Below are 14,047 nucleotides of genomic sequence, written 5' to 3' on the forward strand. Positions count from 1 at the left end.
TAATGACGTAATCAAACCGTAAAGCGACAACCATGCTGAAAAAACTTACAAAAATTCTGAAGATTTCGCGATATCCCCTGCTCTTGCGAGCGCTTGTCCGACACCGAGTGGCGGCGGCTACCGAGCATCTCGAGACAATCAAGATCGTCAAACCTGCAACGTTGATTGATGTCGGTGCCAACAAGGGTCAATTCTCGCTTGCGGCGCGTGCGCAACGTCCGGGTGTAGGAATCTACGCATTCGAGCCGCTTCCGGGAGCGCGCGATCGATTTTCCGCTGTATTTCGTGATGCAGTCAATGTGCAACTTAGCCCGGTCGCGCTGGCCGCAACCGAGGCGTCAGCAGAATTCCATATCGGCAGCCGGGACGACAGTTCCTCGCTGCTGCCGATCGCCGACGCCGAGAAAAAAGCATATGGCGTGCATGAGTCGGGGCGAATGGTTGTTGAAACCCGTCGGCTCGATTCAGAAGTGGACTTCGCAGCGTTGCCACGACCCATTATGCTCAAGATTGATGTTCAGGGAGGCGAACTCGACGTTCTAAAGGGAGTATCCGATTTTTCATCAATCGATTTCGTTTATGTCGAACTTTCCTTCGTCGAGCTCTATACCGGCCAACCGTTGTTTGAGCACGTCTATGAATTTCTGAGCGCTCGGGGATACAGGCTACGCGGCCTCTTCAACCTGTCGATGACCCCGGCATACGGGTCAACACAGGTTGATGCGCTGTTCGACCGCCGTTGACTTGCCAGGGTGGTTCGAACATGACCTCAGCCACAGCGTCCGATGTGACTAAAGTCACGGAATGCGGCCAGCATAGAGAGATGGTCAATGCCGCATGAAGCTGAGCAGCGACGGCGAACATCAGTCCTTCACGAGCTTCGACAGCACCTTAGTTGTAGGCCTTAGCAATGTTCCTTGGACAGCGAGTTCTTGCCCATCATTGACACGGTGCGGGCCACTTTCCCTAAGATGTCCTGGCAATATTTGGAACAGACGGCGGCATCATCATCAGAGTGTAGTAAGATTTCCATAACAGGGCTTGCCAGTGTTCATAGTGATCTCCTTGCGGACTCAGTACAGCAATCTTGGTGACCTCGCGATCAACGCCATATTGGTGAAGCGGCTGGCGCAGGATCACGAGGTTCTATGTACCACATCCGGTGTTCCGAGCTGGTACCTTGAGGAGTTCAAGGCCATGCTCGACAAATCGGCCGGATCGACGCGTTTCGAGGCATCAGCCTTATCCGCGTTGGCGGCGATCGCGCGGGCTGGCCTGAGTGGCAAGCGTCTGTGCTTGTTTATGACCCCCGGCGCCGTGGTGCATCCAAAGCCCGGCCCCCAACGCAATTTTCTACTCACCGTTTCGAAGCTCTTTCCGGCGCTTCGATTTGGGCAGGTCGGCGCGTCCTATCCCCAACTCGACCCTGCGACCACGCGATTGCTTCGTGCCATATCGCGTAAGACCAATTATCTGAGCGTCCGCGATGCTGCCACTCGGGATCTATTGGCGGTAGCCGGGGTCACAGTTCCGATCGTACCCGATCTGGCCTTCAAGCTCCCGCGACGAGCGGGTGATAGTGGCAATGTGCTCGCGCTATCCTTTCGGACGTCGCCGACTGAAACAATCGACATATTGGCGGCGCGCCTGCGACCCATTGTAACGGCCGCCCGCGCGCAGGGATTAGAGCCACGCCTCTTCTGGCAGGTCTTGCAGGATCGAGAGACATCGAGCGCACTTTCGGCCGCCTTGGACGTTCCGATCGACGACATGTCGGATCGGCGCCCGGACATCGAAACAGCCGGAGCATTTTACAAACGCGCCGCTATCGTTTGCAGCAACCGGCTCCATGCGCTGTTGATCGGTGCGGCTTATGGCGCATTGCCGATGGCAGTACTACGCGCCGACGAGCAGAAGGTGACGGGCAGCTTCGATTGCGGCGGCCTGGCGAATTTTATATCAAAATCCGCGGCGGAAGATGCCGCGTTGCTGGAAGAACTGCTGAAAGACGAGAGGGCATCCGGGCTTGTTCAGCAGGCGTTCGAGGCATCGGCCGCGAGGATCGAGGCCTATTTCGGTGCGCTGGCGCAACAAAAATAGATCGGGAAAAGCGTGCCGGATCCTAGTAAGAGCGAGCAGAAGTGTCGGCGGAGGTTGCTTGATGTTGCTAAAGCGGTGTCATTCCAGCCCGCCAGTGAGCATATGTTTGTTCATGGATCACAGTGCGCCAGCGGTTCGACAAGGGGAAGAAAGGTACAATTGCACGGAATTGAAGGACATCTACGCGGGACATCAATAAAATGATCCTTTATGCCTTATGCATTCTGACCTATTTTGGCCCGATTTTTGCACTTCGTGCCTCCAAGGCACCGCTGATTTCTCCGCTTACATTTGCGGTGATTTTCTATTTTACGCAATTCGGTCCACAAGCTCTTTTCCACAGCTTCCTTCGTGTTGCCTACAATCCTTCCACGTTACATGACCACCGTTTCGTCCTGGCGCTGGCCATCGCAAATGTGACAATAGCATTGGGAATATTCTTTGGGCGAATGCTTGTAAAAATTCCCCAAACATCTACCGGAAATCTCATCCATGCCCCATTGTTGCGAACACGGAGAGGATTACCTTTCCTATTAGCCACGGCGACCGTCTATGGCATGATATTTATATTGCTCGACGGGCCAGGCGCACCGAGATTAAGAGAAAACCTCTTATTTCTTTTTAACGGAAGTGTGTATTCTTACACAGAAATTAGAAGAATCCTATTCGCAGACGCATTGGTATCGACGGTTCAAGAATATACACGTCAATTTACCACAGCACTACTAATAGCATTCTTAGCGATATCATCGATTAGAACTAGAGGTTCTTGGAGAATTTCGTTAGCTGTAGCCGCATTTTTTGTTTTTACTACCGCTGCTATGCAATTAAATAAATTCCCTATACTCTATACAATGGCGTCTTGCACGATTTCATGCTATGTATTTAAGGCTAGATCGTTTAATCTAAGTTTTAGAGGAAAATTTTACGTTATAATTCAAATTATCGCGATGCTTGCGGCATTGTTTTTTATGTACGTTATTCAATATTCAGAACAAGTTTCTAGAGGAATTCTCGGGACGGATAATTTTATCAGTATGATATTCTATCGTCCGTTTATGGCAGAATCAGATGCTTTGCGCCTTTGGTTTGTAGAATTCCCTGACAAGACACCTTTCCTTGGATTAAGAAATGTTAGCTTATTCTCATCAATATTTGGTTGGGAATTTTTCGATGTGACCCGCCATATTCCCCATGTATACATTAATAATGATTTAACCAGTTTCCAGACTGGATTTATTGGATCAGGATATTCCTCATTTGGATATATAGGGGTGGCGATTTACGGACTGATTGTAGGAATGATTGGCGCTTTCTCGACGTCATTACTATTTTATATAAGAGAATTAGATGTTAAAAGTGCTTTCTGTGGTGTTTTATGTATGAATATGTATTTTCTATTCAGCCGAGAATTAAGCACGGCCTCGTTGTCAGGAGGTGTGTTTCCCGTTATATTTGCTGGTCTAGGATATATAATATTTTTAAATAGAAAGCGCTCTAGATCACGGGAGGAATTCAGAAATCGAAATTTGAGTAGGCTCTCTGAACCAAAGGGTGAGTATTAAATCTCAATTCGGATGGAAACTCCTGCGTCATCAAGATACGGCGCACATTTGGGGGATTAGATAATTTCATTGAAGATGGCGGGCGTGTTGTTCGATATTGAAGAGAAGGTAATCTTATAGTGGCGAAGGAAACTCCAGCGGACTTGCGGCAGCATTTTTCCCCGGAATCGCGCTTCGGTGGCTTCAGCGAAGCCGACGCCATGATCGAATTCTACGGGCGGATCGCCGCGCTCGTGGAGCCGACGAGCCGCATATTGGATTATGGAGCGGGGCGGGGCGCGCAAATCGCCGAGGATGCGTTGCCATATCGACGCGCGCTTAAAACCCTAAAGGGTCGCGTTGCCCACGTTGAGGGCTGTGATATCGACCCGGAAGTTATGAAAAACCCTTACCTCGACGCCGCAAAGGTCTTCGATCCTACGAAGCCGTTACCGTATGACGACGACAGCTTCGATCTCGTTTACTCCAACTGGGTTTTTGAGCACGTCGCCAATCCCGATATGGTCGCCCGGGAGTTACTGCGCGTCGTGAAGCCGGGTGGATATATCTGCGCACTCACACCCAATAGATGGGGGTACATTGCTGTCGCGTCGCGTCTCGTGGGTAACCGGAACCACGTTCCATTGCTTCGTCGTATTCAGCCAAATCGCAAGGAATTTGACGTATTCCCGACGCTCTATCGGCTGAATACGCCTAATATGGTGAAGCGCCACTTCGGGCATGCTGCGGACATCGTCGTCTACGCTGTATCGGGCGATCCCGCATATCATTTCCAACGGCCGACGATCTATAAACTTTTTCAATGGATTCATAGACTAACGCCCAAGCGTCTACAGCCGCTTCTTCTAATCTTTGCCCGGAAGCAGCCTTAGCCATTTTGACCCTTTGAACGAAAAACCCCAACCGCCACACGCATCCGGTCTTCGGGAAACTAGGTGGCCTGGGATCACCCGTAAAATGCGATGGCAGAATTTTTGCGCCAAGAAAGGAGGGCGTCGATGGAGCATATTCAATGTCCGAACTGCGCGAGTGACAGAACGGTGGAATGGGCCCGTGAGGGTGGCTTTATCGCAGTCAAATGCACGCCTTGCGGATTGATCTATGTCAATCCTCGGCCGAGCGCTGCCGAAATTACCGAGGCCAACAAGGTGGGCGTCCATCGAACGCAAAATGGCAAGGCCCTCAATGTCTCCGCGCGCCGCAATGCGGCAAAGATTGGGTATTATCAACGCGTCATCGGCGAACTGTTCGCTACTGAGCACACCGCGGGACATCCGTTGAAGTGGCTCGATGTCGGTGCGGGATACGGCGAGGTCGTTGAAGCGATCCAGAGCGCGCTGCCTGCGACCGATGTCGAGGGTATCGAGCCGATGCGTCCCAAAGTGGAAATCGCGCAGGCACGCGGTGTCCGGGTAAGCGACCGATCGATCGCACAGACCGATTCCGATTATGACGTGATCTCGTTGATCAACGTCTACTCACACATTCCCGATTTTCGTGAATTTGGCGAGCTTCTAGTGTCTAAGCTCAAATCGGGCGGAATTCTCTTCCTCGAGACAGGGAATCTTCCCGATCTCACCTCACGCGCCGATTTTCCCGATACGCTTTACTTACCCGATCACTTGGTGTTCGCGGCACCACGTCAGATGGAGTCGATCGCGAAGTCGATTGGCCTCGCGATGGAAACTACGAAGGCCGAGCGTATAGATAATCCGCTCTGGGCGGTGAAACAGACCGTAAAGAGCGCGCTACGTGGCAAACCGCGCATCGTATTGCCGTACACATCGGAATTTCGAACGGTGTTCTACAAGCTGCGGAAACCATGATAGGCTTGAAACTATCCTCGCTTTTGCCCGTCGCACCGACAGTTTGTCACAACGCGTCAGATAAGCGTCAACAGCGGAGTACGGAAAATTGCCATCCAAGACGCGAATACGTCAGGTGGTTTTCGTTTCGCCCAACCCGACCAAGGCCGCCATATCGGCAACAAATACTGCTCTTGTCCCATCAGGGCATCCATTGAAGACAAGGTAACGTCCGGACGCGTCCCATGCGGGGTGGGGATCGACGCGCAATTCCTCATAGCGGCCGCTGACAATAGGCAAGGTCCGTATGCGGATGATATTCTCGACATTGCCCGTCTCGATGCTCACAAGCCGCAGCGGCACCGTGCCGTCGCCGTATGACACCGGCTCGGACGGATAGGCGTCAGTCAATAGATGAACGCCGTCACGGTGCATTGTCGGATGCCCGGATCCCATATGAAGTGGTGCAATGACGCGCATCTCCGAACCATCGTAGCGGAATGTCATGAACCGCAATTGCGCGATTGACGGCCGAAACGGAATTCTCAGCTTGCGCGCTGCACGGGCCGCAAACAGCGCTATTCGGACAGAAAGCGTTTGATGGCTTTCTCCCGACAGATTCATCACCACGTGTTCGCCATCTGGACACCAGTTGGGATGGTGACCGGCTCTCCAACGGACCGCGTCGATCGCCATGGTGAGGTCAGTTCCGTCTGGTCGAATGCTTAGCAGGAAATTTTGCGTGTGATATCGTCGACTGCCGTCTTTCCGCCAGCGAACGATGAACAAGATCCGATCACCGGCAGGATTCCATTTAGCATGAAAGCCGTAGAAGCCGCCGTTATCCAACTTTATGTTTTTAAAGTGATGGCGGAGTTGATCGTACATCTCGGAAAAACTGAGCAAGAGCCGAGATTTTCCACTTTGCGTATCGACGAGAAATAGGCCGTCATCGGCCGGCGCACCGCGGTTTTCACGGCTCGTGAGATCAGGAATATGGGCGCCATAGCCCAATTGCACCAAGCCGATCTTCTCGAGACAGGGCGTCGCGGAATATCGCCCGTCGGGTGAAATCATGTAAACCGTACCGGCAAGCGCGCACTCTTCGCCGGTCAAGATGTTGACGCGTACTCCGTAAGCTTGCCAGGCTTTCTTATCGATCCGGTTAAAGAAAAGTGCTTTGTCGCTCGCCCCCCATTGGACGTGTGCGCCAACCTGCGTATCCCATGCGGCCGTGGGTGTGCGATATGCGATCTCACCAGTCTTCAAGTCCACGACCAAGACTTCCGCCTCGTCGCCAGGTGAAGGGAGTCGATTTTCAAAGGGAAACCGTAGCATCGCCACGTACCGACCCGAGGGGCTAACTGGCGATGTGTCGTAGAACCGGTGAATCGCAGGCAAACCGTCCGGGCTGACACGTACGACAGGCACGGCAGGACCGAACTGAGTATAAGCGGGAAAACGTTCAAAGAACGTAGGGTCGATCATTCTGACCTAGTCTCCGGAAGGATTGTGATTCTGGCGGCCTTTTTCACGCCGTCGCAACAGGCCGAGTATCGACGGATCAACTCCCAGATGGCGATCAATCGTGTATGCCGCGAGAACATTCCACACTAATTTTGCAATCAGGAAGGAAAGTGCGGCCCCCATTAGCCCGAATACATTGACCAGAAAGGGCATGGATACGACGCCAAGCAGAAGGCTCAAGCCTTGATAGACGACCTGCCGCCAATGAAGGCCCGAAAGCTGCATCAGCATTCCCCCCGCGCCCGTGAGTGCGCTGACGATCATAGCAAGCGCTAGAATACGCAACACGCCAGCTTGCGCCACATAGGCGGGGTTGAAGAGCCACATGAATAGTGGTGCCGCAGCAATAATAACGAGGCTGACGCCGATCGTTGGGAGGCTCTGGATTATGATCGCCTGTTTGCATTTTTGCTGGAGGGCTTCGCGATCACCTGTCGCCAGCAAATGTGATAATTCCGGAGTGATAACGAGGGTAACCGATATCAGGAAAAGGGACAGCAATTCCACGCTCTTCATGGCCGCAAAAAGAGCGCCGGCCTCTTCAGCGGGGACCAGATAGCCAATGACCAATGTGTAGAAATAGATGTCGGCGCCGGCGATCACGCTGATCAGCATCAGCCCCCAACTCATCCGCAACCAAGGCCGCGCCAGAACGACAATACGCGGATCCCGCAGTGACATCGGGAAACCTTTGCGTATCAACCCCAAGTGCAGGATTGTGATCGGCAGCAGCATGGCCGCGAGAACGCCGATCAGGACGGTCGATCCGGGCCTCAGGAAAAGCCCCACGATCGAAAGTGCAGCGATCGAAAGCAAACGCCACAGCACATCGCGTGTGCCCATTGCGAGCTGGAGCCGGTCCTGCACGCGCATCGCCGCAACCGTCACTTGCGACATTGAATAGAGAAAGCACAGAGTCGCTCCGGCGGCGATCGCCATTGCGGGAATGCGCTGGGGGAGGAGCAGCGATACGCCTGCGAATACGAAACACCCGAGCAATGACGCGATCCCACTGCTCAACAGCGCGAAGCGATAAGCCCCCGCTTCCTCTCCTTGCAAACCCTGGGCACGTGTCCTCGGAATCTCCTTGAGCAAGAATGTCTGTTGACCGAAAGCGCCCGCGAGGCCGATGATCATCGCCGCGCTGAACAGGATGCTGAAGGCACCGAATGCGCTAGGCCCCGCAAGGCGCGCGGCAAGCGCGAAGAAGATATAATTCGCAACCCCCGCCCCTCCTTTTATGAGGAACGCGAAGACGGACTGGAGTGCATCCGTCCGCATCAATCTCGCGAACGCCTCCTTGGTTACCATGCTCTTTCCCGCTCGGTGCAGCGACGCAACGGTCCTAGGGCCGGAATATTGGTAAGGCCGAGTTTTTCAAACGTCATAAGAACGATCTGCTTCCCGCCGCTGGATCAGCGACTCCGTAACAGTCGACGCTTCATCCCGCCGGCGAACGCGACACCACGCTGAACTCGCGCCTCCCAGCAACGCTTGAGCAGATCGACAGCGAAATAGTCGATCTCTTCGGCATCCTCGAATGCAGGCACGCTCTCCAGCAAAGGCGGGCGTTTCACGAGCCGTTCGTGCGGGTTCAAGGCGCCCCCATGAGTGCCGGCACTGATCCCGTAATTGTCGAGTACGCGTCGCGGTGGAAAAATCGAACGACCGCCGTGTTTGAAGATCGTGTAAAGCCAATGCGCGTACCAACTGTTGACGCGACCGGCCATCGAATGGCCAAGCATGTCCCGAAAGGGATAAAAGCCGTCCATATCGATGGCATGACGAAAGCTCACCGCATTGAAATTTTCCTCACGCGGTCGCGCATCCAGTTCGAAGTGCTGCCATGCCCGCGCCCAAGTCGCCCAACCCCAGCTATGCGCATAGGGCAAGACCAGAGCGCGTGGAAAATCGCGGAGTTTCGGTACGTCAGAAACATAACCCGACACGCTCCAAATCCGCGGGTCATCTGCATAACGGCTCAGCGCGGCGTTGAAATAGGACAGGGCAATCGGTGACAGAACAAGATCATCCTCAAGCACGATGATCCGACCATGTTCGCTGATAACCTGCGAAACGCCGCTCGAAATGGAGTTGCGCAGACCCATGTTTCGCTCGGCAACGATCGTGCGCAGATTGGGGAACCTCAGGCTTTGCACGTATGTGCGAACTTCTGCGACCGCCGCGCGATCGGAATCGCGCTTGGCACCATCTACAAAGATGATGATCGAACTCTGCTCGAAGCCCTCGCAGCGCTTAAGGCTCTCGATCAATCTCTGCAGGTGGTGGCGGCGATTATAAGCAAAGATTGCAATCGGCGCCCAATCGGCTTGGAAGGGTTGAGACATGTTGTTCCTGCTCAACCCTGACGTGCTGCCGAAGCCCGATTATGGCGACCATTCCCATGTTCAGTGATCGCTTGCATACGCCGCTCGACAGCCTCGATAATACGCCGGCGATGCCATACCGCTTCTGCGCGTTGCCTAGATGCAGATGATAGATCAGAATGCAGCGTAGGATCATCGATCAGCCGCTCGATCGCTGCGGCTAATGCCGCGCCGTCTTCAGGTGCTGTAACCAGGCAACATCCTTCAACTTCCCGGGCAAGACCAGTGCCAGGAGCGGCCGTGACCACCGCCGGGCGACCTGACGCAAGCATGTTGGTGAGCTTGGACGGCAATACGAGGTCGGCAGCGTTCGCCTTTTGCGGTAGCAAGTGCACGGTGGCCAGGCCAAGCATCTCGCCCAGACGCTCCGAGGGTTGAAGATCGAAGAATCGGATATTGGAAAGCCCGGAAGCCTCTGCTTCCAGATTTGCGCGATTGGGGCCCTGGCCGCAGATGACGAACGTCAAATCATCGCGGTGAGCGAGCAGCTTCGCCGCCTCGACGACGATGCCGATACCCTGCTTGTTCGCGATATTGCCCGAATAGAGCGCGACGTGCGGCGCTGTAATGTTCCATTCCGCGCGATAGCTCGATAGGTGATCGAGCGGACGAACGGCATCGATCTCGGCCCAATTGCGAAACTCGTAGATCCGCTCGGGCGGCGTACCGAAGCTGGCCAGCTTGGCGCACATTTCGGGACTAATGCTGCTTACCTGATCGAACAAGCGCACCGTGGTATGCTCCACCTTTCGCGCGAACCGCCAGACCCGACTCTGCTCGTTGAGAAGTCCGGTTGCGAACGCGGCCTCGACCTCGAAATCTTGGATGTGGAGCCAGCTCTTGGTACCCGACACTTTTGCTGCAAGCCAGGCGATTGGCGCGGCGATTAGCGATGGCGCGGCCGTCATCACCAGATCAGGTTTGAAACCCAGCGCTGCCTTCATCATCGGCAGAAAGGAAGATAACGCGAATGTCACGTGGTGGACGAGGCGCCTGACGCCCGTAGGGTTGGCAGGAACATATATGGGGCAGCGAGTGAGATCGACGCCGTTTTCCGTCTCGCGTTTCCACCAGCCACGATAGCCATCGAACGTCCGCCATTTCGGATAATAGGGTTTGGCAGTGACGACGCGCACGTCGTGCCCCATCGCTGCGAGATCCTCGCACAATCCGGTCGTATAGGCGGCAATCCCGATCGTTTCGGGCGCATAGTTCAAGCCAAGGAAGAGGACGCGCATCAAAAATCCTCAGGCGTGATGCTCGAGGAACCAAGCATAAGTGGCGGCGATACCTTCGCGTAGCCCCGTCTTGGGCGCCCACCCCAAATCGCGCAGCTTGGCCGCCGACATTAGTTTGCGCGGCGTGCCGTCTGGCTTGCTCGGGTCCTTGACGATCTCGCCTTCAAATCCAACCACCTCACAAACTAGACGCGTCAGATCGTAGATCGCGATGTCCTCGCCCGAGCCGACATTGACATGCTGATGGTCGGAATAGCCCTTCATCAGGAACACACAGGCATCGGCAAGATCATCGACATAAAGGAACTCGCGTCGCGGCGAACCCGTGCCCCAGATAACCATCTCGGTCACACCGGCGAGCTTGGCCTCGTGCGCCTTGCGAATGAGCGCGGGGAGCACATGGCTCGACTGGAGATCGAAATTATCACCTGGTCCATAGAGATTGGTGGGCATGGCCGAAATGAAGTCGCGGTCGTGCTGCGTGCGATAAGCTTGGCAGAGCTTGATGCCGGCTATCTTTGCAACGGCATACCATGCGTTGGTTGGTTCGAGCGCGCCGGTGAGCAGGCTATCCTCCACGATCGGCTGATCGGCGAACTTGGGATAGATACAGCTCGAGCCGAGGAACAGCAGCTTCTCGACGTTCTGGCGATGAGCGGCCTCGATCACGTTCGCCTCAATCATGAGGTTGTCGTAAAGGAAGTCGGCTGGGTAGGTTGCGTTCGCCAGGATGCCGCCAACCTTCGCCGCCGCGAGAAAGATCGCATCCGGTTTCCTGTCTGCCATCCAGGCTCGCACAGCGAGCTGGTCACGTAGGTCGACGTCGGTGCGCGTGGCGGTTAGAAGTTCGCAATCCTCACGCTCCAGCCGCCGCCTGATGGCGCTGCCGACAAGACCACGATGACCGGCGACAAAGACGCGCTTTCCGGAAAGGCCGTACATGAGCGAGCTCCCTAAAGCAGCGTGTTGGTGTCGGCCGGCCGGGGATTCTCCAGATACCACGCGACCGTCCGACGGACGCCCTCGGCCAGCGACACCTTGGGCTCATAGCCGATGCCGCGCATCTTCGCGATGTCCGGGCAACGACGCGGCGTGCCGCCTTCCGCGGCCGGACCGGGAATCAGTTCCACGGGAGCGCCGATCGCATCTGCCACCATCTCGGCCAGGTGTCGGATCGGCACCTCTTCCATCGAGCCGATGTGGTACACATTCATCGTCTCGCCGCGCTCCCACATGGTAATGATGCCGTCGACGACATCGTCGACATAGCAGAATGCACGCGTCTCGCTGCCGTCGCCTTGCAATTCGATGCGCCCGGCGCCGGAGGCAGCGGCGTGTCGAATTTTCTCGATTAGCTGCGGGATTACATGTTTCCAGCCCATATCAGGGCCGTAGATATTGTGCGGACGAAACACCTGCACCTTGGCGAGCTTGTCACGGCAATAATTGAATGCGATCAGCTCCGAAATCAACTTGGAGCCTCCATAGGAATAGCGCGGGTTAAGCGAGTTCGGAATTATCATGTCAATATCTTCGGGCGTCGGCACCACCGCTGGAGTCTGATAGACTTCGGCTGACGACGCTACGACTAGATCCGGAATCCCGACTTCGACACAAGCCTCAGCCACTGCGATTGCGCCACGCACACCTACATCGAGGACGAGCGCAGGGCGTTTGTAAAAATTCTCGGTGCCGTTGATAGCGGCAAGATGAAAGACGGCGTCAAGACCCTTCGCGACCTTGATGAGGCCGTCCCTGTCACGCACGTCGAGATCGATGCGCTCGATCGTGCCCTCAAGGTGGTCGAGGCGCGAAGGACGCCCGCGAAGGTAATTGTCGATCGCGAGAACATGATGTCCACGACGAAGCAACTCCCGCACGAGATATGCGCCGATAAACCCGCCGGCGCCCGTTACTGCGACCTTTGCCATCAATATTTCCCAACCAGATTGCCGACGGTAAAATAGCGCCCGTCCAGAATCTCGGCCGGATGTTGCGCCAGATTGTTCCAATAGTCGTAAATAAAGCCGCCCTCGGCCAACCTTGCCGCTATCCGATCGATCTCGATCGTGGCGAATACCGGGTGGTTGTTGGCGATGATGACCAGATCGGCGCCGTCGCAAGCTTCGTAGAAATCACCATGGACCTTCAAGCCATAAGGGAGCGCTTCCAACTGATCGCGTGAGACAACGCTGTCATAGGCTCGAATCTCGGCACAATCATTGCTTGCGTAGAGTCGCTCGACGACGTGCAGCGACATCGAGCCACGCAGATCGTCGGTTTCGGGTTTGCCCTTGAAGGCGAGCCCACCGACAACAACCTTGAACGGCCCGTCACGTCGCTGTTTGAGCTTCGCAAGCACCGCGTCCACCGTCTCCACGGGTTGGCGCTCATTGACCAGGCGCGATGCCTGAGTGATCTCAAGCGTCACATCATGCGGCGCGACCGATGCCAGCAGAATATGCGGATCTTTCTCGAGGCAAGGGCCACCGACCAGGCCCGGCAACGCTACGTCCGTCCGACTATAGCCGAGTTTTCCAAATCGGACGACGTCGTTGGCGTTGATCCCGATCGCGTCGCAGGCGCGCGCAACCTCGTTGGCAAAAGCGAACCGCACATCGCGCGATGTATTGTCGACAAGCTTGATCATTTCCGCGGTCTCAGGATCGGCGACGCGAACGATCGTGTGGGTCAGGCGGCTGAACAAGGCGGCGGCCAGGTCGGACGCTGTTTCACTGATTCCGCCAACGATTTGCGGCAGCGTCGCCAGCTCGCGCAGCGCATCGCCCTCGAGCGTACGTTCGGGACACATCGACAAGTGATATCGCTTGCCCCCGCGATCGAGCACTGGTTTGACGATGGCACGCGTGGTGCCGATCCGAACGGTCGATCGGAGGATTACAGCCGCCCCGTCCGGCATGTGCTCCGCGACTTGGCGCGACGCTTCTTCTATCATATCGAGCCGTGGCGAATGTGTACCCGCTTTGAGCGGCGTCCCCACTGTAATGATGTAGAATTCCGCCGGGGGGATATCTTCGGTGGTTTGGCTGGCGATGAGGCGACCGCTCTCGACGACCGAGGTCAGCGCGCTATCGAGCCCGATCTCGCTGAAGTGCGGGCGTCCAGCATTGGTTGCCTCAACAACATCGGCGCGCTTTTCGACGCCATAGACTTGAATGCCGCGCCTGGCGAGTGCGACACTCAGTGTGAGTCCGACATAACCGAGACCGATGACAACAGCTCGCGGCGAATTCTCGCTCGATCTCACGCTCTTCTCCGAAAGATGAATGGATTTCCGATGGGTCAAACCCGGTATCAGCGTCGATGGCCGGCGGCGGACACCGATGATCGTTCCCAAGCCCTAGACCGTTCGGACAGCGATTGAAAACAGTCACTCAGGCCGGTTCGCCGCTGTCGAGCACCGG

Annotated in this window: 12 protein-coding genes; 5 read left to right on the forward strand and 7 right to left on the reverse strand. The window is 55.6% G+C overall.

All coding sequences use genetic code 11. The annotated features are described in order from the left end of the window. The first annotated feature begins 32 nt into the window (after positions 1-32). The 5 genes from DFR49_RS21480 (at position 33) to DFR49_RS21495 (ending at position 5,491) form a co-directional block, all read left to right on the forward strand. Complete coding sequence (locus tag DFR49_RS21480; RefSeq protein WP_119037813.1) at positions 33-743, forward strand: FkbM family methyltransferase; 711 nt, start codon at positions 33-35, stop codon at positions 741-743. 304 nt (positions 744-1,047) lie between these two features. Beyond that, positions 1,048-2,100, forward strand: coding sequence for a polysaccharide pyruvyl transferase family protein (locus DFR49_RS21485; RefSeq protein ID WP_170151082.1), 1,053 nt, complete (start codon positions 1,048-1,050; stop codon positions 2,098-2,100). A gap of 200 nt (positions 2,101-2,300) precedes the next feature. Beyond that, complete coding sequence (locus tag DFR49_RS21785; RefSeq protein WP_147373741.1) at positions 2,301-3,665, forward strand: hypothetical protein; 1,365 nt, start codon at positions 2,301-2,303, stop codon at positions 3,663-3,665. Between the two features lie 119 nt (positions 3,666-3,784). Next, on the forward strand, positions 3,785-4,537 hold the full coding sequence (locus DFR49_RS21490) for a class I SAM-dependent methyltransferase (protein ID WP_211325971.1): 753 nt from the start codon (positions 3,785-3,787) through the stop codon (positions 4,535-4,537). Between the two features lie 126 nt (positions 4,538-4,663). Next, complete coding sequence (locus DFR49_RS21495) at positions 4,664-5,491, forward strand: class I SAM-dependent methyltransferase (RefSeq protein ID WP_170151083.1); 828 nt, start codon at positions 4,664-4,666, stop codon at positions 5,489-5,491. 111 nt (positions 5,492-5,602) lie between these two features. Here DFR49_RS21495 and DFR49_RS21500 read toward each other — a convergent pair whose 3' ends face one another. The 7 genes from DFR49_RS21500 to DFR49_RS21530 form a co-directional block, all read right to left on the reverse strand. Continuing rightward, positions 5,603-6,958: a TolB-like translocation protein gene (locus tag DFR49_RS21500; RefSeq protein ID WP_147373742.1), complete on the reverse strand. Its 1,356-nt coding sequence runs from the start codon at positions 6,956-6,958 to the stop codon at positions 5,603-5,605. Positions 6,959-6,964: 6 nt separating this feature from the next. Next, positions 6,965-8,308 (reverse strand): lipopolysaccharide biosynthesis protein, encoded by a 1,344-nt coding sequence (locus DFR49_RS21505; RefSeq protein WP_119037818.1) that lies wholly within the window; start codon positions 8,306-8,308, stop codon positions 6,965-6,967. 104 nt (positions 8,309-8,412) lie between these two features. Further along, complete coding sequence (locus DFR49_RS21510) at positions 8,413-9,345, reverse strand: glycosyltransferase (protein ID WP_119037819.1); 933 nt, start codon at positions 9,343-9,345, stop codon at positions 8,413-8,415. Between the two features lie 11 nt (positions 9,346-9,356). Further along, positions 9,357-10,622: a WcaI family glycosyltransferase gene (locus DFR49_RS21515; protein ID WP_119037820.1), complete on the reverse strand. Its 1,266-nt coding sequence runs from the start codon at positions 10,620-10,622 to the stop codon at positions 9,357-9,359. A gap of 9 nt (positions 10,623-10,631) precedes the next feature. After that, positions 10,632-11,564, reverse strand: a complete 933-nt coding sequence (gene fcl, locus DFR49_RS21520; RefSeq protein ID WP_119037821.1) for a GDP-L-fucose synthase — start codon at positions 11,562-11,564, stop codon at positions 10,632-10,634. An 11-nt stretch (positions 11,565-11,575) separates the two neighbouring features. Next, positions 11,576-12,553: an NAD-dependent epimerase/dehydratase family protein gene (locus DFR49_RS21525; protein ID WP_119037822.1), complete on the reverse strand. Its 978-nt coding sequence runs from the start codon at positions 12,551-12,553 to the stop codon at positions 11,576-11,578. After that, positions 12,553-13,980 (reverse strand): nucleotide sugar dehydrogenase, encoded by a 1,428-nt coding sequence (locus tag DFR49_RS21530; RefSeq protein WP_211325972.1) that lies wholly within the window; start codon positions 13,978-13,980, stop codon positions 12,553-12,555. Before DFR49_RS21530 ends, DFR49_RS21525 begins: the two co-directional genes overlap by 1 nt. Positions 13,981-14,047 lie beyond the last annotated feature (67 nt).

The sequence above is a fragment of the Hephaestia caeni genome (assembly GCF_003550065.1).
Taxonomy (GTDB): domain Bacteria; phylum Pseudomonadota; class Alphaproteobacteria; order Sphingomonadales; family Sphingomonadaceae; genus Sphingomonas; species Sphingomonas caeni_A.